This is a genomic window from Pseudoxanthomonas winnipegensis (assembly GCF_030322905.1).
Taxonomy (GTDB): Bacteria; Pseudomonadota; Gammaproteobacteria; order Xanthomonadales; family Xanthomonadaceae; genus Pseudoxanthomonas_A; species Pseudoxanthomonas_A winnipegensis.
In genome coordinates this window covers 2,216,819-2,240,984 of the sequence record NZ_CP095475.1, presented here as the reverse complement: position 1 = coordinate 2,240,984, position 24,166 = coordinate 2,216,819, and the positions used below count along the sequence as shown (strand labels likewise).

At 69.8% G+C, this 24,166-nt stretch carries 21 protein-coding genes; 15 read left to right on the top strand and 6 right to left on the bottom strand.

Features of this window, described 5'->3' with window-relative positions; genetic code table 11:
- Positions 1–110: 110 nt before the first annotated feature.
- Positions 111–1,589 (bottom strand): glycosyltransferase family 39 protein, encoded by a 1,479-nt coding sequence (locus MWN52_RS09930; RefSeq protein WP_286574511.1) that lies wholly within the window; start codon positions 1,587–1,589, stop codon positions 111–113.
- A 286-nt stretch (positions 1,590–1,875) separates the two neighbouring features.
- On the opposite strand from MWN52_RS09930, the gene MWN52_RS09925 reads away from it, so the two are divergent.
- Complete coding sequence (locus MWN52_RS09925) at positions 1,876–2,757, top strand: LytTR family DNA-binding domain-containing protein (RefSeq protein ID WP_286574509.1); 882 nt, start codon at positions 1,876–1,878, stop codon at positions 2,755–2,757.
- A gap of 58 nt (positions 2,758–2,815) precedes the next feature.
- On the opposite strand, the gene MWN52_RS09920 is transcribed toward MWN52_RS09925, so the two are convergent.
- Positions 2,816–3,112: a DUF1244 domain-containing protein gene (locus tag MWN52_RS09920; RefSeq protein WP_130533134.1), complete on the bottom strand. Its 297-nt coding sequence runs from the start codon at positions 3,110–3,112 to the stop codon at positions 2,816–2,818.
- On the opposite strand from MWN52_RS09920, the gene folD reads away from it, so the two are divergent.
- The 3 genes from folD to guaA all read left to right on the top strand — a co-directional run bounded on the left by folD (position 3,111) and on the right by guaA (position 7,369).
- Complete coding sequence (gene folD, locus MWN52_RS09915; RefSeq protein ID WP_425518663.1) at positions 3,111–4,058, top strand: bifunctional methylenetetrahydrofolate dehydrogenase/methenyltetrahydrofolate cyclohydrolase FolD; 948 nt, start codon at positions 3,111–3,113, stop codon at positions 4,056–4,058. The two genes, MWN52_RS09920 and folD, sit on opposite strands and share 2 nt — an antisense overlap.
- A gap of 157 nt (positions 4,059–4,215) precedes the next feature.
- Positions 4,216–5,673 (top strand): IMP dehydrogenase, encoded by a 1,458-nt coding sequence (guaB, locus tag MWN52_RS09910; protein ID WP_130518363.1) that lies wholly within the window; start codon positions 4,216–4,218, stop codon positions 5,671–5,673.
- 130 nt (positions 5,674–5,803) lie between these two features.
- On the top strand, positions 5,804–7,369 hold the full coding sequence (gene guaA, locus MWN52_RS09905; protein WP_286574501.1) for a glutamine-hydrolyzing GMP synthase: 1,566 nt from the start codon (positions 5,804–5,806) through the stop codon (positions 7,367–7,369).
- Between the two features lie 439 nt (positions 7,370–7,808).
- Here the strand turns inward: guaA and MWN52_RS09900 are convergent, their stop codons facing one another.
- On the bottom strand, positions 7,809–8,243 hold the full coding sequence (locus MWN52_RS09900; protein WP_286574498.1) for a winged helix-turn-helix transcriptional regulator: 435 nt from the start codon (positions 8,241–8,243) through the stop codon (positions 7,809–7,811).
- A 109-nt stretch (positions 8,244–8,352) separates the two neighbouring features.
- Here MWN52_RS09900 and MWN52_RS09895 point away from each other — a divergent pair, with 109 nt between their 5' ends.
- Entirely contained in the window at positions 8,353–8,970 is a 618-nt protein-coding gene (locus tag MWN52_RS09895) for an FMN-dependent NADH-azoreductase (RefSeq protein ID WP_286574497.1), read from the top strand.
- A 4-nt stretch (positions 8,971–8,974) separates the two neighbouring features.
- The gene (locus tag MWN52_RS09890) at positions 8,975–9,628 is read left to right on the top strand and encodes an NAD(P)-dependent oxidoreductase (RefSeq protein ID WP_286574496.1); all 654 of its coding nucleotides are present in this window, start codon (positions 8,975–8,977) and stop codon (positions 9,626–9,628) included.
- A gap of 102 nt (positions 9,629–9,730) precedes the next feature.
- On the opposite strand, the gene MWN52_RS09885 is transcribed toward MWN52_RS09890, so the two are convergent.
- A complete protein-coding gene (locus tag MWN52_RS09885; protein ID WP_286574495.1) occupies positions 9,731–12,124 on the bottom strand; it encodes a YbcC family protein in 2,394 nt (797 codons plus the stop codon).
- Between the two features lie 25 nt (positions 12,125–12,149).
- Positions 12,150–13,721 (bottom strand): proton-conducting transporter transmembrane domain-containing protein, encoded by a 1,572-nt coding sequence (locus MWN52_RS09880; protein ID WP_286574493.1) that lies wholly within the window; start codon positions 13,719–13,721, stop codon positions 12,150–12,152.
- Between the two features lie 109 nt (positions 13,722–13,830).
- Between MWN52_RS09880 and MWN52_RS09875 the strand changes: the two genes are divergently transcribed.
- Together MWN52_RS09875 and MWN52_RS09870 are read left to right on the top strand one after the other, a co-directional pair.
- Entirely contained in the window at positions 13,831–14,721 is an 891-nt protein-coding gene (locus tag MWN52_RS09875; protein ID WP_131658888.1) for a LysR family transcriptional regulator, read from the top strand.
- Between the two features lie 171 nt (positions 14,722–14,892).
- Complete coding sequence (locus tag MWN52_RS09870; protein ID WP_286577660.1) at positions 14,893–15,612, top strand: 3-keto-5-aminohexanoate cleavage protein; 720 nt, start codon at positions 14,893–14,895, stop codon at positions 15,610–15,612.
- Between the two features lie 224 nt (positions 15,613–15,836).
- On the opposite strand, the gene MWN52_RS09865 is transcribed toward MWN52_RS09870, so the two are convergent.
- Positions 15,837–16,544: an AraC family transcriptional regulator gene (locus MWN52_RS09865; protein WP_286577659.1), complete on the bottom strand. Its 708-nt coding sequence runs from the start codon at positions 16,542–16,544 to the stop codon at positions 15,837–15,839.
- Between the two features lie 149 nt (positions 16,545–16,693).
- Here MWN52_RS09865 and MWN52_RS09860 point away from each other — a divergent pair, with 149 nt between their 5' ends.
- From MWN52_RS09860 to MWN52_RS09830, 7 genes are all read left to right on the top strand, one after another.
- On the top strand, positions 16,694–17,647 hold the full coding sequence (locus MWN52_RS09860) for a proline racemase family protein (RefSeq protein WP_286577658.1): 954 nt from the start codon (positions 16,694–16,696) through the stop codon (positions 17,645–17,647).
- The gene (locus MWN52_RS09855) at positions 17,647–18,759 is read left to right on the top strand and encodes an NAD(P)/FAD-dependent oxidoreductase (protein WP_286577657.1); all 1,113 of its coding nucleotides are present in this window, start codon (positions 17,647–17,649) and stop codon (positions 18,757–18,759) included. Before MWN52_RS09860 ends, MWN52_RS09855 begins: the two co-directional genes overlap by 1 nt.
- Positions 18,756–19,001, top strand: a complete 246-nt coding sequence (locus MWN52_RS09850) for a 2Fe-2S iron-sulfur cluster-binding protein (protein WP_286577656.1) — start codon at positions 18,756–18,758, stop codon at positions 18,999–19,001. Before MWN52_RS09855 ends, MWN52_RS09850 begins: the two co-directional genes overlap by 4 nt.
- Positions 18,994–20,304, top strand: coding sequence for an NAD(P)/FAD-dependent oxidoreductase (locus MWN52_RS09845; protein WP_286577655.1), 1,311 nt, complete (start codon positions 18,994–18,996; stop codon positions 20,302–20,304). Before MWN52_RS09850 ends, MWN52_RS09845 begins: the two co-directional genes overlap by 8 nt.
- Positions 20,301–21,206 (top strand): dihydrodipicolinate synthase family protein, encoded by a 906-nt coding sequence (locus tag MWN52_RS09840; RefSeq protein ID WP_286577654.1) that lies wholly within the window; start codon positions 20,301–20,303, stop codon positions 21,204–21,206. The genes MWN52_RS09845 and MWN52_RS09840 overlap by 4 nt, the downstream gene beginning before the upstream one ends.
- Before the next feature lie 165 nt (positions 21,207–21,371).
- Positions 21,372–22,967, top strand: coding sequence for an aldehyde dehydrogenase family protein (locus MWN52_RS09835; RefSeq protein WP_286577653.1), 1,596 nt, complete (start codon positions 21,372–21,374; stop codon positions 22,965–22,967).
- Positions 22,964–24,166: a M24 family metallopeptidase gene (locus tag MWN52_RS09830; RefSeq protein WP_286577652.1), complete on the top strand. Its 1,203-nt coding sequence runs from the start codon at positions 22,964–22,966 to the stop codon at positions 24,164–24,166. The genes MWN52_RS09835 and MWN52_RS09830 overlap by 4 nt, the downstream gene beginning before the upstream one ends.

Genomic DNA, 24,166 nt, shown 5'->3' with positions numbered 1-24,166 from the left:
TGCTGATTTGAAACCCTTGTTTTCTAGTTGCGTTCGGAGTGTACGTTGGACGCTCTTAAAACCATCAAACTCGGCATGCATGCGTGACGCTCGCCAAGCTCCCGCGCCGCTCAACCGAACCGCGGCTTGACGCCCCAGATCTGCGGCCAGATCGGCGGGATGTCGCGGCAGACGAAGATCGCGTAGCCGTTCGCCGATTCCTCGTTGGCTACGCCCTCGCGGTTGCGGAAGACGCCGTGTGAGGTGCATTTGGCGACGCTGCCGGGCTGATCCTCTTCGGTATTGCCCAGTTCGATGATCACACTGGGCGGCGGGTTGCCATAGCCGCGATACCAGGCCGAGTTGGTCCGGCTGATCACCGGCGGCAGGCCGAGCGCCGGGCCGTACAGGGCCATGGCGCCGGCTTCTCCATAGTTGTTGGCCAGGATGGCGGTGTGCGCCCGCTCGGCCTCGGGCAAGGCGCGATAGACCGTGGCCACGCGCTGGGCCAGTTCCTGCCAGCCCACCTGCTCGGCATAGTCGCCGTGCAGGCGCCGGTTGAAGTGCCACAGCGGCGAGTTGATCGGCGCGATCGGCAGATGCAGCGCCGCGCCCAGCGGCAGGCCGACCGCCAGCAAGGCAGCCACGGCGATGCGCAGTCCACGCGCGCGGCCTACCGGCATGGAGGCGCACCAGCGCTCGATGGCCACATAGCCGGCCGCCAGCAGCATCGGATAGCCCGGCGCCATGTAGTAGCCGCGTCCCCGCGAGAGCGCGAACAGCAGCAACGGCACCGCATACATCCAGGCCAGCACGCGGTAAGGGCGCATCGAACCGGCCAGCGTCAGGAATCCCAGTCCCGCCAGCCAGATCGGCAGGGTCAGCGCGCTGGCGTTGGCGTAGAGCTGCTCGGGGAAGAACAGGTCCGTGCGGCCGATGGCCACATCGCGCGCATGGATGTGGGCGACGAAGTCCAGGTAGATGAAGTCGTGCCGCACCTGCCAGACCAGGTTGGGCAGGAAGATCGCAAAGGCCACGCCCACGCCCAGCCAGGGCCAGCGCGTGCGCAGCTGCGCGCGCATCGGTCCGGCCAGCACGCCCGCGGCCAGGCCGATGGCCCAGTACACGATGGTGTAGCGCGTCATCAGCCCAAGGCCGAAGACCGCGCCAAGCGCCAGCCACAGGCGTAGATCGCCGCCCTTGGCCAGGCGCAGCACCAGCCACGCGGCCGCCACCACCCACAGCAGGTCCGGGCCGCAGTACATGAGGATGCTGCTGTTGACCAGGCCGAACGGCATGCACGCCGTGGCCAGCGCCGCGCAGACCTGGGCGAAGCGCCGGCCGCCGAGCTCGGCGGCGATCAGTCCCGCCAGCACCATCGCACCGCACTGGGCGAGCACGGCCACGATGCGGAAGCCGATGAGCGAGGTCCCGAACACGGCCAGCTCCAGCCGCGCCAGCCATGGCACCAGTGGCGGGTAGGGCACATAGCCCCAGTCCAGATGCCGGGCGTCGTCCAGCACCTGCAGTTCGTCCCGGTGGAAGCCATAGGCGCCGTTGAGCCACAGATGGACGATCAAGCGCAGCAGCCCCAGCGCAAGCAGCAGCATCAGATCGGCACGGCGGTCACGCGCACCGACCGGAGTAGCCGCAGACAGCGCGGAGCCATCGGGGTGGTGATCGGGGAGAGGAGCAGGCAAGGGAGTGGTCATGGCAGAGCGTCGGCCGGGATGTTGCTCAGTGTTTCCCCTGCGTCCTGGCCGGACCAGCCGAAAGTGACCACACCCCGCGGGTTTGGGACCAACCGCGGGCCTGCGGGGACGGGGCCCCGTGCACGCGCGGCGGCAAGCGCCGCGATGGGAGCGGCACGGACCGAAGGACTCGTAGAATGGCCGGATGCCTGCACCCGCACCAACCGCCTACGAACGCTTCCTGCCGTGGAAGCGCTGGTTCGAGATCGGCTTCTGGGTGCTCAACGCGGTGGTGGGAGCGACCTTCAGCAGCGTCACCGTGATCATGGACATCCACAAGGTCGGGCTGCACTTCGCCGACTGGGAGCCAGTGGTCTGGGAATGCTCGAGTCACCTGATATGGCTGGCGATGGTCTGGCCGATCGCCTGGTTCACCCGCCGCTATCCGTTCCACTGGGACACCTGGCGCAGGCAGCTGCCGCGGCATCTGCTGTTCAGCGTGGCGGTCTCGGTGACGCACGTGTCGGGCATGGTCGCCCTGCGCACGCTGGCCTACTGGTGGATGGGCGGTCACTACGACTTCGGCGACTGGCCCAAGGGCCTGTTCTACGAGTATCTCAAGGACGTGCGCGGCTACTTCTGGTGCGTGCTGCTGATCGAGCTCTATCGCCTGGCCATGCGCCGCCTGCAGGGCGAGGCCAGCCTGCTGGCCCCGCCGGACGAGGGCCAGCCGCTGGAGCCGGTGGACCGGCCCGAGCGCTTCCTGGTGCGCAAGCTCGGGCGCGACTTCCTGGTCGCCACCGATGAGGTCGAATGGGTCCGTGCGGCGGGCAACTACGTCAACCTGCGCGTGCGCGGCCACGACTACCCGCTGCGCAGCACGATGACCGAGATCGCCGCCAGGCTGGACCCGGACCGCTTCGTGCGCATCCAGCGCAGCTACATCGTCAACCTGGCCCAGGTGGCCTCGATCGAACCCATCGACGGCGGCGAGGCCCGCCTGCATCTGAAGGACGGCACCACGCTGCCGTGCAGCCGCACCTACCGCGCCGCGCTGCGCGAGAAGCTGGGCGTGGGCGAGGGCTGAGCAGCGGCATAGGTCCTGCGCGCCTGCGCGTGCAGGGCAGGGGCCTTCAGTCCCACGCTCAGCCGTGCCGCTTGCGCGCCGCCTCGAACGCGGCCAGCTGCTCGGCCGTGGCCTCGGGCTGGTGCCGGGCCTTCCATTCGGCGAAGGGCATGCCGTAGACCGCCTCGCGGGCCTGGTCCTTGGTCATCGGCGTGCCGGCGGCCTCGGCCGCCTCGCGGTACCAGTCCGACAGGCAGTTGCGGCAGAAGCCGGCCAGGATCATCAGGTCGATGTTCTGCACGTCCGGCCGCTCGACGTTGAGATGCTGCAGCAGGCGGCGGAAGGCGGCCGCTTCCAGGTGCGTGGTGTCGGTCATGGTGCCAATCGGGGACAATAGGGGGCCTGCACTCTATACCGCGCCTTCGATGACCGCTTCCGCCCCCGCCCGCATCCTCGATGGCCGTCGCATCGCCGAGGACCTCCTGGACCAGCTCAAGCAGCGGGTCGACGCGCGCGTGGCCGCCGGCCAGGGCGCGCCGGGCCTGGCCGTGGTGCTGGTGGGCGGCGACCCGGCCAGCACGGTCTACGTGCGCAACAAGCGCCGCGCGGCCGAGAAGGTCGGCATCGTCGCCCACGACTACGACCTGCCGGCCGGCACCACGGAAGGCCAGCTGCTGGCCCTGATCGACCAGCTCAACGCCGACCCGAAGATCCACGGCATCCTGGTGCAGCTGCCGCTGCCGGGCATTCCCGACGCGCGCCGGCTGATCCACCGCATCGACCCGCGCAAGGACGTGGACGGCTTCCACCCGGAGAACGTGGGCCACCTGGCCCTGCGCGAATTCGGCCTGCGCCCCTGCACCCCGCGCGGCATCGTCACCCTGCTGGGCCACACCGACCAGCCGGTGCGCGGGCGCAACGCCACCATCGTCGGGGTGTCCAACCACGTGGGCCGGCCGATGGCGCTGGAGCTGCTGATCGCCGGCTGCACGGTGACCTGCTGCCACAAGTTCACCCCGGCCGACGTCCTGGAGGCCAGCGTGCGCAACGCCGACATCCTGGTGGTCGCCGTCGGCCGGCCGCAGCTGATCCCGGGCGAATGGGTGAAGCCCGGCGCGGTGGTGATCGACGTGGGCATCAACCGCCTGGACGATGGCCGCCTCACCGGCGATGTGGGTTTCGAGGCCGCTGCCCAGCGCGCCAGCTGGATCACCCCGGTGCCCGGCGGCGTGGGCCCGATGACCGTGGCCACGCTGATGCAGAACACGATCGAGGCTGCTGATGCGGCGGGGATTGGGGATTCGGGATTCGGGATTGGTTGAAAGCAAGGGCAAAAGGCATGCGTTGGCCGATTCGTTTGCGTCCGGGATCGGCCGGCAGCGGGACGCTTTGTTGTTGCAAATCCCCAATCCCGAATCCCCAATCCCAGCCCCAATACGTTAAAATGTCGCGCTTCCCTAGAACCGGTTAGGTGAGCCGATGCTCCGCATCCTGGCTGAAGCACTGACGTACGACGACGTTTCCCTGGTCCCCGCGCACTCGACCGTCCTGCCCAAGGACGTGAACCTGGAAACGCGCCTGACCCGCGACCTCAAGCTGAAGCTGCCGCTGCTGTCGGCGGCGATGGACACGGTGACCGAGCATCGCCTGGCCGTGACCATGGCCCAGCTGGGCGGCATCGGCATCATCCACAAGAACCTCACCGTCGAGGCCCAGGCCGCCGAAGTGGCCAAGGTCAAGACCTTCGAGGCCGGCGTGATCACCGAGCCGTTCACCGTCGGCCCGGACACCACCATCGCCGAGGTGCTCAAGCTCACCCGCGCGCGCAACATCTCCGGCGTGCCGGTGGTCGACGGCAACCAGCTGGTGGGCATCGTCACCAGCCGCGACATGCGCTTCGAGAAGAAGCTCGACGATCCGGTCCGGCACATCATGACCAAGAAGGATCGCCTGATCACCGTGCGCGAAGGCGCCAGCGACGAGGAAGTGCTCGAGCTGCTGCACAAGCACCGCATCGAGAAGGTGCTGGTGGTCAACGACGCCTTCGCCCTGCGCGGGCTGATCACGGTCAAGGACATCCAGAAGAAGTCCGACAGCCCCAACGCCGCCAAGGACCGCGACAGCCGCCTGCTGGTGGGCGCCGCGGTCGGCGTCGGCGGCGACACCGAGCAGCGCGTCGAGGCGCTGGCCGCCGCCGGCGTGGACGTGATCATCGTCGACACCGCGCACGGCCATTCGCAGGGCGTGCTGGATCGTGTGGCCTGGGTCAAGAAGACCTATCCGCAGCTGCAGGTGATCGGCGGCAACATCGTCACCGGCGACGCCGCGCTGGCGCTGATGGACGCCGGCGCCGATGCGGTCAAGGTCGGCGTGGGCCCGGGTTCGATCTGCACCACGCGCGTGGTGGCGGGCGTGGGCGTGCCGCAGATCACCGCGGTCAACATGGTCGCCGAGGCGCTGCAGGATCGCATCCCGCTGATCGCCGACGGCGGCATCCGCTACTCGGGCGACATCGGCAAGGCGCTGGCCGCCGGTGCCTCCACGGTGATGGCCGGTGGCCTGTTCGCCGGTACCGAGGAAGCCCCTGGCGAGGTCGAGCTGTTCCAGGGCCGCAGCTACAAGAGCTACCGCGGCATGGGCTCGCTGGGCGCGATGGAGAAGGGCTCCAAGGACCGCTACTTCCAGGACGCCTCCGACGCCGACAAGCTGGTGCCCGAAGGCATCGAAGGCCGCGTGCCGTACCGCGGCCCGCTGAGCGCGATCATCCACCAGCTGATCGGCGGCCTGCGCGCCACGATGGGCTACGTGGGCTGCGCGACCATCGAGGAGATGCGCACCAAGCCGCAGTTCGTGCACATCACCGGCGCCGGCCAGCGCGAGAGCCACGTCCACGACGTGCAGATCACCAAGGAACCGCCGAACTACCGCGCAGGCTGATGCCTGCGTGCGGGATTGGGGATTCGGGATTGGGGATTCGTATTAGCCCGCCGCATCTCCACCGGCGATGCGCATCGCCGCCATCCCGCTGTTGCGAATCCCTAATCCCGAATCCCCAATCCCGGCCCCGATGACCAACATCCACACCGACAAGATCCTGATCCTCGATTTCGGCGCGCAGTACACCCAGCTGATCGCTCGCCGCATCCGCGAGATCGGCGTGTACTGCGAGATCTGGGCCTGGGATCACGACCCGGCCGAGATTGCCGCGTTCCAGCCCAAGGGCATCATCCTCTCCGGTGGTCCGGAATCGACCACGCTGCCGGGCGCACCGGCAGCGCCGCAGGAAGTGTTCGACTCGGGCCTGCCGATCTTCGGCATCTGCTACGGCATGCAGACCCTGGCCGCGCAGCTGGGCGGGGCGACCGAAGCCGCCGACCAGCGCGAGTTCGGCCATGCCGAAGTCAACGTGATCCACGCCGATGAACTGTTCAAGGGCCTGAGCGACCACGGCGGCGAGCCGCGCCTGAATGTCTGGATGAGCCACGGCGACCATGTGTCCGTCGCGCCGCCGGGCTTCACCATCACCGCCACGACCGACCGCATCCCGGTGGCCGCCATGGCCAACGAGGACAAGCGCTGGTACGGCGTGCAGTTCCATCCGGAAGTCACCCACACCCTGCAGGGCCAGACCCTGCTGCGCCGCTTCGTGGTCGACATCTGCGGCTGCCAGACCCTGTGGACCGCGGCCAACATCATCGAAGACCAGATCGCCCGCGTTCGCGCCCAGGTCGGCGAGGACGAGGTGATCCTGGGCCTGTCCGGCGGCGTGGATTCGTCGGTGGTCGCCGCGCTGCTGCACAAGGCGATCGGCGACAAGCTGACCTGCGTATTCGTCGACACCGGCCTGCTGCGCTGGCAGGAAGGCGACCAGGTGATGGCCATGTTCGCCGAGCACATGGGCGTCAAGGTGGTCCGGGTCAACGCCGCGCAGCGCTACTTCAAGGCGCTGGAAGGCGTCAGCGATCCGGAAGCCAAGCGCAAGATCATCGGCAACCTGTTCGTGGAGATCTTCGACGAGGAGGCGAACAAGCTCAGCAACGCCAAGTGGCTGGCCCAGGGCACCATCTACCCGGACGTGATCGAATCGGCCGGCAGCAAGACCGGCAAGGCCCACGTCATCAAGAGCCACCACAACGTCGGCGGCCTGCCCGAGCACATGAAGCTGGGCCTGGTCGAGCCGCTGCGCGAGCTGTTCAAGGACGAGGTGCGCCGCCTGGGCGTCGAGCTCGGCCTGCCGCGCACCATGGTCTATCGCCATCCGTTCCCCGGCCCCGGCCTGGGCGTGCGCATCCTGGGCGAGGTCAAGCCCGAGTACGCCGAACTGCTGGCCAAGGCCGATGCCATCTTCATCGACGAGCTGCGCAAGGCCGACCTGTACGACAAGACCAGCCAGGCCTTCGCCGTGTTCCTGCCCGTCAAGTCGGTCGGCGTGGTCGGTGACGCCCGCGCCTACGAATGGGTCATCGCCCTGCGCGCGGTGGAGACCATCGACTTCATGACCGCGCACTGGGCGCATCTGCCGTACGACTTCCTCGGCACCGTCAGCAACCGCATCATCAATGAGCTGCGCGGCGTCTCGCGCGTGGTCTACGACATCTCCGGCAAGCCGCCGGCGACGATCGAGTGGGAGTGAAACTCCGTCTTCCGGGAACGATCACCGGCGATCGGCAGCGGCGGTAGCATCGCCGATCGCGCTCGCTGACCATGCGCGTGTCAGGCGCCTGACGCGTGAGCTGCCCGCCCTTGTCAAACAGCGCGTCGAACTCTTGCTGCGCTTGCGCTTGCCGCCACACGGTTTCCGTCTAGACCGCTGGCGGCGAGTGCGTCGCGAAGCTCCCGCAGGCGTCATGTTCCGCGGTTCGTCGACAGGTCGACGACGACGGCAACATTTCGCCGGCAGCTCAGGGGATGAAAGGCCTGCACGCCGCTGGGCGAAGGCGATGCGTTCTCCGCGGGCGGTTGATCGCGTGCTCGCTGTCGCACGCCGGGGATGAACCGGCCGGGCGCGGTGTGGGCGCAAGACGACGCCACCCAGGCTGCGGCATTGCTCCCAGTGAGCAGCGTGAGCTCGCCTATCGACGCTGGTAGACCACGCCCTGAACCAGCACCTGATCCGGCTCCGGCTGCGCGTCGAAACGCTGATGCGCCTCGGCGATGGCGCCCTGGTTCTCGTTCGCCCAGTGGACCAGCGCCATAACCGGCTTCAACAGCGTCACTCCCAGGTCGGTCAGTGCGTAATCGACGCGCGGCGGGATCGTCGGATACAGCGTGCGTGTGATCAGTCCATCGCGTTCCAGTCCGCGCAAGGTCAGCGTCAGCATCCGCTGGGAAATGCCGTCGATGCCGCGCTTCAATGCGTTGAAGCGCTGGGGACCGTTCGCGAGCATTGCGACGATGTACAGACTCCACTTGTCGCCGATGCGATCCAGGATTTGACGGGTCGCCAGACAGCCACCCGCGTCGGGTGCCGCCATTTCGACATGGGGCTGGATGTGACTCGGTGACATGCGTGTGCCTTCTTGTGGGCCGACCAAGGGGACCATACCATCCTTTGTACTGATCGGTAATTTAGGAATTAATTACTACTCAGTTCTTATTTTATACCTAGGAGCCGTCATGCGTCGCACGTTACTTGTCACGTCCAGTCCGCGCGGAGCGCACGGCCTTTCCACGCGCTTCGCCACCGAGATCGCCGAAGGCCTGCAGGCTCGCTCTGGCGGCCCGTTGACGGTGCGCGACCTGGTCGCGAATCCGCCGCCGCACATCACCTCGGCCTACATCCAGGGCCGGATCGTGGCGCCCGAAGATCGCACCCCGGAACAGGGCCAGGCGGTGCGGGTCGCGCAGGAGCTGGTCGATGAATTGAAGGCCGCGGATGTGATCGTGCTCGGTTCGGGCATGATCAATTTCGGCCTGCCCTCGCAGCTCAAGGCGTGGTTCGATCACGTCACCTGGCCACGCGTCACTTTCGGCTATGGCGACACCGGGCCGAAAGGACTGCTGACCGACAAGAAGGTCTATCTTGTGACGGCCTCTGGCGGCGTGTTCTCCGAGGGTGTCTGGGCGCCGTTCGACTTCCAGACCAACTACCTGCTGCATCTGCTCGGTTTCATCGGTCTGACCGATGTCGAGGTGGTGCGTGTCGAAGGCACGGTCTTGGGCCCCGATGCGGAAAAGGCGGCGATCGCCAACGCCAGAACGGCCATCCAGGCCTTGTTGGCGAAGGCTGGATGACGTCATGAGCGGTGAAAAGACCATCGCCCTGTTCGGTGCGACCGGACCGACCGGGCGCCACCTCATCGAGGAAGGCCTGAAGCGTGGCGATCGCTTGTCGGTCTATACGCGCGACGCCAGGAAACTCGCATCGTTCGCGGGACGGGTCGACATCGTGGTCGGCGACCTGCAGGACCGCGCCGCCATTGCCAAGTGCGTCCAGGGAGCCGATGCGGTCATCAGCGCCCTTGGCCCCAGCGGCCTGAAGGTGCAAGGCGACAGGCCGGTCATGCATGGCCTGGCCAACATCATCGCCGCGATGAAGCAGGCCGGTGTGCGCCGCCTGATCCAGATTTCCACCGCCGCGTATCGTGATCCCCGCGATGGATTCGCCTTCAGCACTCACGCGTTCGCGCTGCTGTTCAAGGTGATCGCGCGCAAGGGCTACGAGGACATCAAGGCGACCGGCGAACTGGTCGCCGGTTCGGACCTGGACTGGACGCTGGTACGCATCCCCAATCTCAAGGATGGTCCCGCCGATGGCGGTGTGGACGTGGGGTGGTATGGACAGACCAGGCTCGGCACGAAGCTTTCCAGAGGCAATCTCGCGAAGTTCCTGATCGACCAAGTGACCGATACGCGAATCGTGCGTGCCGCGCCAGGCATCGCCAACCATTGACGCTGGCATGCCTCCGCGCCATCGAACAGGAAGATGACGCGCGTGCTTGTTCTCATGACGACCCGAAGGATGCCGGCGAGGGGCTGCGGGCCAGCTGAGCCACTAGGAGCACGCCTCCCAGCGCAGGTCGCCGGCATAGCGTCTGGTCATGCGGCCTTGGTCGTCCAGCGCGAACAGATGCAGCCAGCGGTTGTCGAACAGGGCGCGGATCTGCGGATGACGCTGCAGCACCTTGGCGATCGCCTCGGGCGGGGCCTCGATCAGGACGGACAGGCGCAGCGGTTCGTGGATGAGCCGTTCGCCGTCGTGCACCGATTGCCAGGGCAGGCCGCCGCGCAGCAGGCCGCCGTTGCCTTCGACCACGCCGATGCCGCCGGTGACGTTGTGCAGCAGCTTGTTGCCCGCGCCGAAGACCTCCGGCGCGACGGTCGAGCCGTAGTACTGCAGGCTGATCCAGCTGGCGACCACGACCGGGGCGGTCAGGATCAGCTCCAGCACGCCGAAGCCGTCGTCGCGCCGCCAGTCGTAGTCGTGCAGGAAGACCTTGCCCGCCAGATCGCGCCCCGCGGTGCGCGATCGCGGCGCTGCGATGAAGGCCTGGCAGCCGGCCAGCGCCCATTCCGGCCGAAGCTCGGCCCAGTCGCGGGCACGCTGGGCGATGTCCTGGCCGCGCTGGGCGCGGGGCAGGCGCAGGGCGCGTTCGCTCCGTGCCAGTGCGCCGGCGGACTGCAGCCAACGCGCCGCCTGTTCGAGATCGGCGGCATGCTCGGGCGAGGGATGATCGGCGGCGTAGAGCTGGACCGCATCGGTCGTGGTGTCGTGCAGCGCGGCCAGGAACAGCGTATCGGCGGGGACCGCGATGCCGCGCTCGGCAAGCCCGGCGCGCACCTCGGGATCGTTGAGCAGCGAGGCCAGCAGCCGCGCGTTCGTCTCACCCGAGTAGCCGCCGCAGGCGCCGCAGTGCAGGGCGCTGGCATGCGGATTGTTGACCACGTTGGCGCCATGGCCGGCGAGCACGACGAGCCTGGCGAAGCCGGTGGTGAGCGACATGGCCTTGAGCACGCGCGTGGCCATCGTCAGTCGCGTCTCTAGGTCGAGACTGCTGGCCGGATGCGGTGCGGGATCGTTCGGCGCGCGATGCCGCGTCAGCGCCAGCCCGTCGCGCAGCAGCTTGGCGACGTAGACCGGGCCCGTGGCCTCGACGAAGGCGAAGGAGGAAATGGCGGCCAGCTTGAAGCGGCCCCAGGCGCGCTTGGTCCGCGCCTTGATCCGCGCGCGCAGATCCGCATCGGCCAGTGCAGGTGTGTCCTCCCCGGAGCGGGTGAAGACAGCCGGCGCCAGCAGCACGGGCAGCCGCGCCTCGACCACGTCCGAGGCGAAGCGCCGATGGCCGATCCCCAGCCCGAAGAAGCCGGCGAACCCGAGCGTCCGGATGCCGGGATCCAGGCTTTCCAGCGCACGGCGGAACACTTCCGAGCGCACGTCGATGCAGAAGGCCATCTGCAGCTGCGCACGACCAGCGGGCGGACAGGCCGGGGATGCGTCTGCAAGCACGGCGCCGAGCCGCCGCTGCGCCGCGCACTCGGCCGCCTCCTGCAGAAGGCTGTCGACCAGATCCCCAGACGTCGCGGACACCGGCGCGGCGTAAGCGCAGAGGGCCATCTGCCATCGGGACGCCAGCTGTGCGCCGAACTTGCGCAGCAGCGCCACCTCCCAGGCCATGCGGATGGCGAGCAGATCGATGACGGACGCATCGTGGCCGCCGTTCAACTCCGCTTGCCACAGCCGATACCGGGCAAGCTGCCCCCAGCCGCCAAGCGTGCTCAGCAACCGGTGGAAGTAGCTCTCCAGCGCGTCCTGTGCGAGCCCGAGGCTGGCAACGCCATCGACGATCGCGTCCTCGGCGCTGACGGGCATCTGCGCCACGTGCCGCGCGAACCCTGTCAGGCCGGCGACCTCCGGGCTCAGGTCGTGGGTCGCGATGACGCGCCACGCGGCGTAGGCGCCGCCGGATGGCCCGGCGCTCCACAGTGCCTGGCCCTGGTCGAAGTAACTCGATGCCCAGTGCCCGATGCGCTCGTTAACGATGCCCGGCCAGTCGATGGTCGCGACCTGGCGTGCCAGATCGGCCACGGTCGGGATCGCCTGCGGCGCGCCGCGCGCGCCTTGCATCGCGTGCTTGAGGGTGGACAGGCTGGGTGGGCGCGGCCCTGCCGGAGCGCGCTGCAAGGCCGCCTGCAGGTCGGCTTCGGCGATCTCGCCGGCGTGCCAGCGCTGCGCATACCAGGCCCGCGGCATGGTCAATGCGGTGCCGGCCGTGCGCCGCAGGCGTGCCGCCGCGGTCGCCAGCGGCTCGCCCGTCTGGCCGAGGAAGGGATTGACCGCAACGCTCGAGGCCAGCGGCCAGAGCGGGGGGATCGCGCGCGCCGCGCGATGCGCCGCCTCGATGATCCCGTCATGGGACAGGCGCGGCGATTCGGTCGAGGTCATCGGCATGAGCAGTGTCCTGTCGCTTGTGGGGTCACGAGGCCTTGGGGACCGACCAGCCGCCGAGCAGGCGGTCGAGCGCGGCGTTGACGTACAGGCCATTGGAGAGATGGACGCGCAGTCCGGCGGCCGCGGGATGCGAGGCCCAGAGCGGGAACAGCGCCTGCGCCACGGCGACCAGCCCGAAGCTCAGCACCGCGAGCGCTAGGAGCGTCCACTCCAGTCGTCCCGGCGCCGGCGTGGCGGGCAGAACGCCCGCGGTCAGCCACTCGGCGACACTCTGCAGCGCGAAGTAGCCGACCGCCGCGGCGCAGGCATAGAGCGCCGTCCTGCGCGTCAGCGCGCGCGGCGCCGCGTCGGCCAGGCCTTGGGCCAGCAGATAGGCCACCCCGAAGATCAGGATCGCGCCCAGCGCCAGCGCCTGGGGCGACTTGTGCCCGAAGCCGAACGTGAGCCCGAAGACCGCGCCGATCCCGACATAGATCGCCAGCGCGATCAGGAAGGCCCGACCGACCGCCGACACGCTGGGGACCGCGACCGGGCCGGGCCGGCGCGTGGCCGCCACCTGCTCGACCGCGCCGCCGGAGGCGAGGAAGGCATGGGCCTTGTAGAGCGAGTGCGCCACGATATGCAGCAGCGCCAGTGGAAACAGCGCAAGGCCGCACTGGAGGATCATGAAGCCCATCTGCGCGACCGTGGACCAGGCCAGCGAGGTCTTGACCGCGGGCTGGGTCAGCATCACCAGCGCGCCGAACAGCGCGGTGAAGCCGCCCAGCATGGCCAGCACGGCCAGCACGCCGGGGCTGAGCAGCATCAGGTCGGCGAACCGGATCAGCAGGAAGCCGCCGCCGTTGACCACGCCGGCATGCAGCAGGGCCGACACCGGCGTGGGCGCTTCCATCATCTCGGTCAGCCAGCCATGGGTCGGGAACTGGGCGGACTTCAGCACCGCGGCCAGCGCGAGCAGGGCAGCCGCCACGACCAGGGTCCAGGAGTGCGCTCCCGCGCGGGCCATCGCATTGATCGTGGCGATGTCGGTGGTACCCAGGCGCGTCCAGATGAGGGCGACCGCGCCTACCAGCGCGACGGCGCCGAGCGTGGAGAACAGCCGCTTCTTGCGTGCCGCACGCCGCGCGGCCACGCGCTCGGGATAGAACAGCAGCAGGCGACGCAGGGCGAGGCTGGTCGCGATCCAGGCGATCACGAGCTGGACCAGATTGCCGGCCTGGACGAGCAGCAGGACGGCCGCGAGCGCGGCGCAGAGCCAGCCGATGAAGTACCCCTGCCGCGCCTCGCCGTCCAGATAGGTGCGGGCATAGCGCACCACGATCCAGCCGACGAAGGCCACCAGCAGGAGCATCGTCGCGCTCCCCGCATCCAGCCGCACCGACAGGCCGATGCCGCCCCAGCCCAGCAAGGCGCTGGTGCCCGCGCCTTGCACGATCAGCAGCGCAAGCGAGGCCAGCGCGATGAGCAGGGCGCCAAGCGCCGCCCCTTCGGCAACCAGGGGCAGCAGGGGCGGGCGCCGCCCGCTGCGCAGGCCGCCCAGGCCGGCGGCGAGAAGCAGGAGGAGCGGGGCAGACAGCGGCAGCAGATAGAGCGACAAGGCGGTCCCCTGGATCGAGCGCGGTGGCAGGCGGGCGCCACGATAGGGATCGACGGGGACGAACAAAAATTCATTGTGTTCGCCACTTCGTTCGCTAATATCGAACGATATGGCCGCGTTGAACTACAACCACCTGCGCTACTTCTGGGCCGTCGCGCACGACGGCAACCTCACCCGTACCGCGGAGCGGCTGCATCTGACCCAGTCGGCCTTGTCGGTCCAGATCCGCAAGCTCGAGGAGCGTCTGGGGCATGCGCTGTTCGAGCGGCGAGGGCGGCAGCTGCATCTGACCGAGGCCGGGCAGATCGTGCTCGACCACGCCGATGCGATCTTCGCCACCGGCGATGAGCTGCTGGGCACGCTGCGGCAGACCGGCGCGGCGCGGCAGGCGCTGCGCGTGGGTTCGCTGGCCACGCTGTCGCGCAATTTCCAGATGGAGTTCCTGCGCCCGGTGCTTGGCCGCACGGACATCGATCTGATCCTGCGCTCTGGCAGTGCGGGCGAACTGCTGCGGGCGCTGGAGGCGCTCAACCTGGACGTCGTGCTGCTCAATCAGGCGCCGCCCGGCGACGCGCTGACCCCCTTCGTCACTCACCGGCTGGCGCAGCGCCCGGTCAGCCTGGTGGGCACGCCGGACCGGCTTGGCCATGCCGCGAGCCTCGCCGAACGCCTGCGAGACCACCCCATCATCCTGCCGACCGTGGACAGCAGCGTGCGCACCGGCTTCGACGCCCTGGCCGATCGCCTGGGCGTGCGACCACAGATCGTGGCGGAAGTGGAGGACATGGCGATGATGCGTCTGCTCGCCCGCGAGGACATCGGCCTGGCGGTCCTGCCGCCCATCGTCGTCAAGGACGAGATCGCCGCAGGCGTGCTGGTGGAAGGCGATCAGCTGCCCGACATCGTGGAGACCTTCCACGCCGTCACCATGTCGCGACGCTTCCCCAATCCGCTGGTGCGGCTGCTGCTGCAGCCTGCGGACGCGTCGGCGGAGCGCTAGCGAAAATCTTGCGATGCCGACTGCTGGTGCCGCGGTCGCGAGTCGTGCTTTCTGCTGCGGATAGGCCGCCACGCCCGAGACACGGCCGTGCCGTCAGCGCTGCCGCTGCGCGGGACACGACGATCCGCGGCATTAGACTGGCCGGGTCAACGACGACGAACGAGGGTCCCGGTGATCGTTCAAGCCTGTCTCAACGGCGCGAGGCCGCCTGGCTTCCATCCGCGGCTTCCTCTGACGATCGAGGCGATGGCCCGCGATGGCATCGCCTGCGTCGCGGCGGGCGCGGGGGAACTGCATATTCATCCGCGTGGAGCCGATGGTCGTGAGCATCTGGCCGCGGTCGATGCGCTGATGCCGGCCATGCGTCAGGCCTGCCCCGGCACGTTGATCGGGGTGTCCACCGGGGCGTGGATCGAGGACGACGAGGCGGCCACGCGCGCCTGCATCGCGGCATGGCGGCATCTGCCCGACTATGCCTCGGTCAATCTGTCCGAGCCGGACGCGCCCGCGGTGATGTCGCTGCTACGCGAGATCGGCGTCGGGGTCGAAGCGGGGCTGTCCACGGTCGATGACGCCGAGCGCTTCATTGCCCTGGAGGACCATCGGCGTGTGTTGCGCGTGCTGATCGAAGTGGGCGAACAGGACATCGACGAAGCGGACCGGATCGCCACCGACATCGTGCAGGTGCTGACGCGGGCCGGCGTCGCGCGTCCCATCCTGCTGCACGGCTTCGATGCGACCGTCTGGCATTTCATCGAGCGTGCCCACGAGCAGCGCTGGTCCACCCGCATCGGGCTGGAGGACGGGTGCCTGAGCCGCGATGGGCGCGTCACCGGCGGGAATGCCGATCTGGTGGCCGAGGTGGTCGCGCGGTATCGCGCTGGCGGATGAAACGTCTGACCCAGTGCTCCATGCACTGGATCAGCTGCCGACAGACAGCCAACTCGATGCGGCAGCATCCAGGTGCACCGCGCGATTGCAGTGGCGGGCTTGGCCGGCCACTCCTGGCGCCAAGCCGACATCGCGCGGCGCGATGAGGCGATGTTCATCTGGACCGAGCGGCAGCGTCTCTCGCCCGGGTCGGGCGAGCCTGTTCTTACCGGACTGCTCGCGCGCTAAAGGCGGTCCTTGATGTTGCGATAGTCGCGCGGGGACATCCCGAGGGTGGCCTTGAACTGGCGCGCGAAGGCGCTCTGGTCGGCGAAGCCGCACTGCTGGCCGATGCTGGCGATGCTTTCATCGCCGTGCAGGAGCCGCATCGCCGCCTCGATGCGCAGCTTGGTCAGCAGTTGCTGCGGCGTGACCTGGAAGACGCGGCGGAAATGGCGCTCCAGCTGCGCCACCGACAGTTCGGCCAGATCGGCCAGCGACTGCACGCGGATCTGCTCGCCGAAGTTGCCCTGCATGTAGTCGAGCACCTTGCTCAGGCGCTCGAACGCCGAATGCCGGTTGTCGGGTTGGCCCAGGTCGCGCGAGATCCCGATCACGCCGACCACGTCCTCGCCCCGGCAACGCGGACGCTTGAAGGTCAGGCACCAGCCGGGCATGCGGTTGGGATAGAGGTGCATCTCGAGCTGGTTGTCGATCACCTCGCCGCACAGCACGCGGCGGTCCTGCACCATGTAGCTACCGCCGAACGGCAGGGGGAACAACTCCAGCACCGTTCTGCCGATTACGTCGCTGCGCTGTTTTCGCCCCAGGCGCCGGACCAGGGTCAGATTGCAGTGCGTGTAGCGCCCCTCCTGATCCTTGATGAAGAAGACCACCTCGGGCAACGCATCGAACAAGGCCTGCATTTCAAGGCCGGAGAGGCTGACGTCCATCGGATCGGCTGGCGGTTGGCTGGGGGCGCTTGGCCTTGATGCTAGCGCAAAGCGGGCCCCGCGACGGGAACGCGATTGTGCGGATTTCCGCATTTTCCGCCGACATTCGGAACTAGTCGGGGCAGCGCGTCGAATGGGAGCATCCCCGGATGCACAAGATCGACGTGATCGACTCCCACACCGCTGGCGAACCGACCCGGGTCGTGGTCGCCGGTTTTCCCGAACTGGGCGAGGGCGACCTGGCGCAGTGCCGCGAACGCTTCGCCCGCGACTTCGATCGCTGGCGCAGCGCGATCGCCTGCGAACCGCGCGGCTCGGACACGATGGTCGGCGCGCTGCTGCTGCCGCCGCGTCGTGCCGATGCCTGCACCGGCGTGATTTTCTTCAACAACGTCGGCTACCTGGGCATGTGCGGGCACGGGACGATCGGCGTGGTGCGGACCCTGGCCGAGCTCGGCCGGATCGGTCCGGGCCAGCACCTGATCGAGACGCCGGTCGGCACGGTCGGCGCCTCGCTGGAGGCCGATGGCCGGATCGCGATCGACAACGTGGAGAGCTATCGCCACGCCGCCACGGTGGCCGTGCAGGTCGCCGGCTACGGCGAGGTCACCGGCGACATCGCCTGGGGCGGCAACTGGTTCTTCATCACCGAACAATCGCCGTGCGCGATCGACCTGGATCACCAGCGTGCGCTGACCGCCTATACCGAGGCGATCCGGCAGGCGCTGGAGGCCGCCGGGATCACCGGGGCCGACGGCGGGGAGATCGACCATATCGAGGTCAACGGCCTGGCGCCGGACGGCAGCGGCCAAGCGCGCAACTTCGTGCTGTGTCCGGGGCTGGCCTACGACCGTTCACCCTGCGGGACCGGCACCAGCGCCAAGCTGGCCTGCCTGGCGGCCGATGGCAAGCTGGGCGAAGGGGAGCGCTGGATCCAGCAAGGCATTCTGGGCAGCGTGTTCGAGGGCAGCTATCGGCGCGGCACGCGCGGCATCCTGCCGTGCATCGCCGGCACGGCCCACATCACCGCCCGTGCGCAGCTGCTGATCGATCCGGCCGATCCTTTCGCCTGGGGCATCGGCGCGGAGCCCAAGGCGCCGTAATGCGCCGCTACGACCTCATCGTCGTGGGGGCGGGCATCGTCGGCGCCGCCTGTGCGGCCGAGGCGGCCGGCGAGGGCTTGAGCGTGGCCCTGGTCGAGCCAGGCCCGATCGGTGGCGGCGCCACGGCCGCGGCGATGGGGCATCTGGTGGCGATGGACGACGATCCGGCCGAGCTTGCGCTGTCGGCGTACTCGCTGCGCCTGTGGGAGCGTTACGCGCAGCTGGAGGAGGCCGAGTTCAGCCGGTGCGGCACGCTTTGGCTCGCGCGCGACCCGCGTGAACTGGCCACGGTGCCGGCCAAGATCGACCGCCTCGCCCAAGCGGGCCTGCACGCCGAGCAGCTCGACGCGACGCAGCTGTACCGGTTCGAACCCGCCCTGATCGAGGGCCTGGCCGGCGGCATGCGCGTGCCGGGCGAGGCGGTGGTGTATCCGCCGCGCATGGCGCGGCATCTGGTGGATCAGGCCGTCCAGGCCGGCGCGCGCCTGTACGCGGGCCGGCGCGTGACTGCGCTGGTTCCCGGCGGCGTGCGCCTGGACGACGGCGAGGAGTTGAGCGGTGCGGTGCTGGTGGCCACCGGCGTGGCGCTGCCGCAGCTGCTGCCCGAGCTGCCGATGCGACCGCGCAAGGGCCAGCTGGCCATCACCGATCGCTATCCGGGGCTGGTCCACCACCAGCTGCTGTCGCTGGACTACGCCGATTCGGCGCATGGCGACGCCGACAGCAGTGTGGCCTTCAACGTCCAGCCACGGCCGACGGGCCAGCTGCTGATCGGTTCGTCGCGGCAGTTCAACGTCGCCGATCGCCAGGTCGATTGGCCGCTGCTGCGGAAGATGCTGCGCCAGGCCGCGGCGTTCCTCCCGGTGCTGCGCGAGCTGCAGGTGATCCGGGTCTGGACCGGCCTGCGTCCGGCCACGCCCGATGGACGTCCGTACCTGGGCCCGGTGCCCGGGCGGCGCGAGGTGTGGGTCGCGGCCGGGCACGAGGGCCTGGGCGTGACCACTGCGCTTGGCACCGCGCGGCTGGTCGTCGATGGTCTGCTCGGACGCGCGCCGGAGATCGACCCGGCGCCGTACCTGCCCGATCGGGCGATCACGGGCAAGGCGGCATGAGCACCCGCCTGCGTCTGACCGTGGATGCGCGGCTCGTGGAGGTGCCGGCGGGCGCCACCGTGGCGGCCGCCGTGGCGATGGCCGGCGGGCCATTTCGCCGCTCTCGCAGCGCTGAGCCACGCGCGCCCCTGTGCGGCATGGGCGTGTGTTTCGAGTGCCGGGTGCGCATCGATGGGCTCGCCCACGTGCGCGCCTGCATGACGCCGGCGCGCGAGGGCATGCAGGTGCGCACCGATGGCTGAGCCGGTGCGCGAGTACGACGTGCTGGTGGTCGGCGCCGGCCCGGCCGGACTGGCGGCGGCGCGGGCGGCCTGCGCGCGTGGCGGTCGGGTCGGCCTGGTCGATGCGCAACCCCGCGCCGGCGGACAGGTCTGGCGCCACGACATCGGGCACGGGGTGCCGGCGCGTGCGCGGCGCACGATCGCCGCCGCGGTGGGGCAGGGGATCGAGTTCCTCGCGCAGGCCGAGATCGCCCTGGCTCAGCCAGGCTGGCTGCTGGCCGAAGGGCCGGCCGGCGCGCTCGAGCTGCGGTACCGCAGCCTCGTGCTGGCCACCGGCGCGCGCGAACTGCTGCTGCCGTTCCCTGGCTGGACCTTGCCCGGCGTGACCGGCGCGGGCGGCGCGCAGGCGCTGGCCAAGCAGGGATGGCCGCTGGCGGGCAAGCGCGTGCTGGTCGCCGGCAGCGGGCCGCTGCTCCTGGCCAGCGCGGCCACGCTGCGCCGCCACGGGGCGCAGGTGCTGGGCATCCACGAACTGGCCGGCGCGGCGGCGTTGGCGCGCTTCGCGCTGCGCCTGCCGCGCTGGCCGGGCAAGGCCGCCCAGGCGCTGGCGCTGCGGGCGCGGCTGGCCGGCGTGGGCTATCACCACGACAGCGTGGTCGTGGCCGCGCATGGCCAGACGCAGCTGCGCGAAGTCGAGATCGAGGGTCCGCGCGGCCGTCGCCGCATCGCCTGCGATCAGCTGGCGGTCGGCTATGGCCTGGTGCCCAACGTGGAACTCGCCCAGCTGCTGGGCTGTCGCCTGGACCACACCGGCACGCACCCGCGCGTCGCCGTGGATGCGCAGCTGCGCAGCAGCGTGGACCACGTCTTCGCCGCTGGCGAGGCCCTGGGGATCGGCGGTGTCGACTGCGCCCTGGTCGAAGGCGCCATCGCCGGGCACATGGCCGCCGGTGACCTCGACGCCGCGCAGGCGCTGCTGCCGCGGCGCCGCCGGGCGCGCGCCTTCGCCAGCCTGCAGCAGCAGACCTTCGCGCTGGATGCCCGCGTCCACGGGCTGGCCAGGGACGACACCCTGGTGTGCCGGTGCGAGGACGTCCCGCTGGGCCAGCTGCGCGGCTTCAGCGACGCGCGCGAAGCCAAGCTCGCCTCGCGCTGCGGCATGGGCGCCTGCCAGGGCCGCATCTGCGGCGCCGCGCTGGCCGAACTGGGCCTGCTGGATCCCCGACTTTCCACCGATGGCGGCCGCCGGCCGCCGTTGTTTCCGGTCCGCCTCGCGACGCTGGCCGACTCCTTCACCGACGACTCGCAAGGGATATACCCATGAGCAATGCCGCTTTCTGGAAGGGCGTCCTGCCCGCCATCACCACCCCGTTCAATGCCGATGGCAGCGTCGACCATGCCTTCCTGGCCAAGCACGCGTTGCAGCTGGTCGAGGCCGGCTGCACGGCGATCGTGCCGCTGGGCTCGCTGGGCGAGGCGGCCACGCTGTCCTTCGAGGAGAAGATCGCGATCATCCGTACCCTGGTGAAGGCCGTCGACGGCCGCGTGCCGGTGGTGCCGGGCATCGCCTCGCTGTCCACCGATGAGGCGGTCAAGCTGGCCCAAGCCGCCAAGGCGGCGGGCGCGGGTGGCCTGATGGTGCTGCCGGTGTACGTCTACACCTCCGACTGGCACGAGGCCGGTGCCTATGCGCGCGCGGTGCTCGGCGCCACCGACCTGCCGTGCATCCTCTACAACAATCCGGTCGCCTACCGCACCGACATCCTGCCGGCGCAGATCGCGCAGCTGGCCGGCGAGTTCCCCAACCTGCAGGCGGTCAAGGAGTCCTCGGGCGAGATCCGTCGCTTCGCCGCGATCAAGGAGCTGCTGGGCGATCGGCTGGTGCTGCTGGTGGGCATGGACGATGCCATCGTCGAAGGCCTGGCCATGGGCGCGCAGGGCTGGATCGCCGGCCTGGTCAATGCGTATCCGGTCGAGTCGGTGAAGCTGTTCGAACTGGCGCGCGACGGCGGCTATGCCGCGGCCGCCGAGCTGTACCACTGGTTCCTGCCGCTGCTGCGCCTGGACACCGTGCCCAAGTTCGTCCAGCTGATCAAGCTGGTGCAGGCCAAGGTCGGCATGGGCAGCGAGACCGTGCGCGCGCCGCGCCTGGTGATCGAGGGCGCCGAGCGCGAGGCCGTGCTGAAGGTGATCGACCACGCCATCGCCACCAAACCGTCGCTGTGATCCAGCGCGGTGTGTCTGTCGCAGGGACCAGCCCCGACAGACGCGCCGCGAGAACACCGGGGCGCCGCGCAGGGGATGCGGCGTGCCCGGCCTGCTGTGCTTCCGGCCGAACGCGATGCATGCCCAGGCCGGGAGTCGTGAACACCAAGCCGTGAGAAAGATCCGATGAACGAGGCGATCCAACCTGTCCTGCTGGCCGGCCAGTGGCAGCCCAGCCTGGGCGCTGCCGGCCACTTCCGCGCGGCCGACCCGACCACGGGCGAGGCGATCGGCCCGCTGTTTCCGGTCAGCGGCGCGGCGGACGTGGAGGCGGCGGTGGCCGCCGCCAGCGCCGTGGCCGCCGAGCTGGCCGCCACGCCGCCAGAGCGGATCGCGGCGTTTCTCGAGGCCTATGCCGATGCGCTGGACGCCGATGCCGACACACTGGTCGCGCTGGCCGCGGCCGAGACGGCGCTGGCGGCGCCTACGCGCCTGCGTGGCAACGAGCTGCCGCGCACCAGCGGTCAGCTGCGCCAGGCCGCGCAGGCCGTGCGCAGTTACAGCTGGACCCAGCCGACCCTGGATACGGCCGCCGGCCTGCGCGCGCACCTGGCGCCGTTGGGCAAGCCGGTGCTGGTCTTCGGCCCGAACAACTTCCCGTTTGCCTTCAATGCGATCGCGGGCAGCGACTTCGCCTCGGCGATCGCCGCGCGCAACCCGGTGATCGCCAAGGCGCATCCGCTGCATCCGGCCACCAGCCAGCGCATGGCGATGCTCGCGCACGTCGCGCTGGGCAAGGCCGGTCTGCCAACCGCGGCGGTGCAGCTGCTCTATCACTTCGACAATGCGCTCGGGCTCAAGCTCGCAGGCGATCCACGCCTGGGCGCGATCGGCTTCACCGGCAGCCGGGGTGGCGGGCTGGCGCTGAAAGCGGCGGCCGATGCGGCGGGCATCCCGTTCTACGCCGAGCTGTCCAGCGTCAACCCGGTCTTCCTGCTGCCCGGCGCGCTGGCCGAGCGCGGCGACGCGCTGGCGCAGGAGTTCTTCGCTTCCTGCACGCTGGGCAGTGGCCAGTTCTGCACCAATCCCGGCGTGGTGGTCGTGCCGCGGTCGGCGGCCGGCGATGCCTTCGCCGCGGCGGCCACCGCGCACTTCGCCGGCGCCGCGCCGATGGTGCTGTTCTCGCAGGGCGGCGTGGACCATCTCGCCGCCAGCGTGGCCACGCTGCGCCAGGCCGGCGCGGCGGTGCTGGCCGGCGGCGCGAGCGGGCAGGGCGGTGGCTTCCGCTTCGCGCCGACGCTGCTGAGCGTGGACGCGCGCGGCTTCATCGATCAACAGGCGCTTCAGACCGAGGCCTTCGGGCCGGTCGGCCTGCTGGTGCGGGTCGGCGATGTGCGGGAGATGGTCACGGTGGCGCAGGCCTTCCAGGGCAATCTCACCGGCACGCTGTATCGGGCCAACGATGGCGGCGATGATGCGGCCTGGCAGGCGATCGCGCCGGTGCTGCGCGCGCGCGTCGGACGCCTGATCAACTCCAAGATGCCCACCGGCGTGGCGGTCAGCGCCGCGCAGAACCACGGCGGGCCGTTCCCCAGCACCGCGCATCCCGGCTTCACCGCGGTGGGCATGCCGGGCGCGATCCGCCGTTTCGCCGCGCTGCACAGCTACGACGCGGTGCCCGACGCGCTGCTGCCCGTCGAACTGCGCGACGCCAATCCCGCGGGCGTGCAGCGCCTCGTCGATGGCGTGTGGACCACGGCCAGCCTGGGCGATGCGGCATGAGCGCACAGATCGCTCATCTCACGCTGGAACAGGCCGAGGCGCAGCTGGTCCCATGGGCCCACCGCGCACCAGCCATCGGCGAGGCGGAGTACCAGGCGCGCATCGCCCGCGCACGCACGCTGATGCGCGAGCAGGGCGTGGACGCGCTGCTGGTCAACGCCGGCGCCTCGCTGCGCTACTTCGCCGGCGTGCCCTGGGGCGCGAGCGAGCGTCTGGTCGCGCTGCTGATCACCGCCGAGGATGCGCCGGTGCTGGTGTGCCCGGCCTTCGAGGAGGGCTCGCTCGACGCGGTGCTCAAGGTCCCGGCCGATAAGCGCCTGTGGCAGGAGCACGAGGACCCTTACGCGCTGGTCGCCCGGGTGATGGCCGAGCGCGGCGCGCGCACGCTGGCGCTGGACCCGACGGCCGCCTTCTTCATCCACACGGGTCTGCGCGCCCATCTGGACGCGGCGCTCATCGGCGATGCGCACGCCATCATCGACGGCTGTCGCATGTGCAAGTCGCCGGCCGAGCTGGCCCTGATCCAGCAGGCCTGCGACATGACCCTGCTGGTCCACCGGCTGGCGGCCGGTATCGCGCGCGAGGGCATCGGCACCGACACCCTGGTGCGCTTCATCGATCAGGCGCATCGGGCCCTGGGCGCGGACAACGGCTCGACCTTCTGCATCGTGCAGTTCGGCCACGCCACCGCCTTCCCGCACGGCATCCCGGGCGTGCAGCACCTGCGGCAGGGCGAGTTGGTCCTGATCGACACCGGCTGCACGGTGCAGGGCTACCACTCCGACGTAACCCGCACCTGGATCTTCGGCGCACCCAGCGCCGAGCAGGCGCGGATCTGGGCGCTGGAACAGGCCGCGCAGGCCGCGGCCTTCGCCGCGGTCCGTCCTGGCGTCACCTGTGCGTCCATCGACGACGCCGCGCGCGCGGTGCTGGAAGCCGCCGGCCTGGGCCCCGACTACCGCCTGCCCGGCCTGCCGCATCGCACCGGCCACGGCTGCGGCCTGGCCATCCACGAGGCGCCGTACCTGGTGCGCGGCAACCAGACCGTGCTGCGGCCGGGCATGTGCTGCAGCAACGAGCCCATGATCGTGGTGCCGGGCAGCTTCGGCGTGCGGCTCGAAGATCATTTCCACGTCACCGAGGACGGCGCGCGCTGGTTCACGCCGCCATCGCCGGCGATCGACCGGCCGTTCGCATGA